The sequence below is a fragment of the Nonomuraea sp. NPDC003201 genome, assembly GCF_053590415.1.
Window position 1 is genome coordinate 39,489 of the sequence record NZ_JBSFTC010000074.1, and the last position, 912, is coordinate 40,400.

General features: G+C 69.6%; 1 protein-coding gene. It reads right to left on the minus strand.

Annotated elements, in window-relative coordinates; translation table 11 throughout:
• Window positions 1-653 precede the first annotated feature (653 nt).
• A partial coding sequence (locus tag ACWDX9_RS25400) for a phosphotransferase (protein ID WP_449957906.1) occupies window positions 654-912 on the minus strand: 259 nt, incomplete at its 5' end.

Genomic DNA, 912 nt, shown 5'->3' on the forward strand with positions numbered 1-912 from the left:
GGATGTGGCGCGGTGGTGAGGTGCCGGGCGGTGGTGGGATGTGGCGCGGTGGTGGGGATGTGGCGCGGTGGTGAGGTGCCGGGCGGTGGTGGGATGTGGCGCGGTGGTGGGGATGTGGCGCGGTGGTGAGGTGCCGGGCGGTGGTGGGATGCGGCGCGGTGGTGAGGTGCGGCGCGGTGGTGGGGATGTGGCGCGGTGGTGGGGATGTGGCGCGGTGGTGAGGTGCCGGGCGGTGGTGGGGATGTGGCGCGGTGGTGGGGATGTGGCGCGGTGGTGAGGTGCCGGGCGGTGGTGGGATGTGGCGCGGTGGTGAGGTGCGGCGCGGTGGTGGGATGCGGCGCGGTGGTGAGGTGCCGGGCGGTGGTGGGGATGTGGCGCGGTGGTGGGGATGTGGCGCGGTGGTGAGGTGCCGGGCCGTAATGAGGTGCCGGGCAGTAATGAGGTTTTTCATCATGGGTCTGTTCGAGGCAGTTGCTGGTCCGCAGCTGAGGCGCAGCTTCGACTTGAGTCGTGCGTCGGCTTCCGATGTCGCCGACCGGCTGCCTGTGATCTTCGAGGACCATGACCTCGTCGGTCCGGAAGGCGACGCGCTTCAGGAGATGGCCCGCTCGATGCGGCAGAACGGCACTCGTAGCCGTCGGGCTCGTGCAGCCTTACAGCCGGGATCTCAGCACGTCGACCTCGCAGCCTGGCGAGAACGGGTCGAAGCCATTCTCGACCAGCCAGCGGATCACCAGCAGGCTTCGCAGCGACCACCACGCGCGGATCACGTCGAGGTCGACGTCGGCGCCGTAGCCGGCGACGACGTCGACAAGGTGCTCCTCGTGTCCGAGCGTCAAGATGGCGAGGTCGAACAGGGCATCGCCCTGGCTCGCCTCGGACCAGTCGATCACGCCGGTGATCTCGTCACCG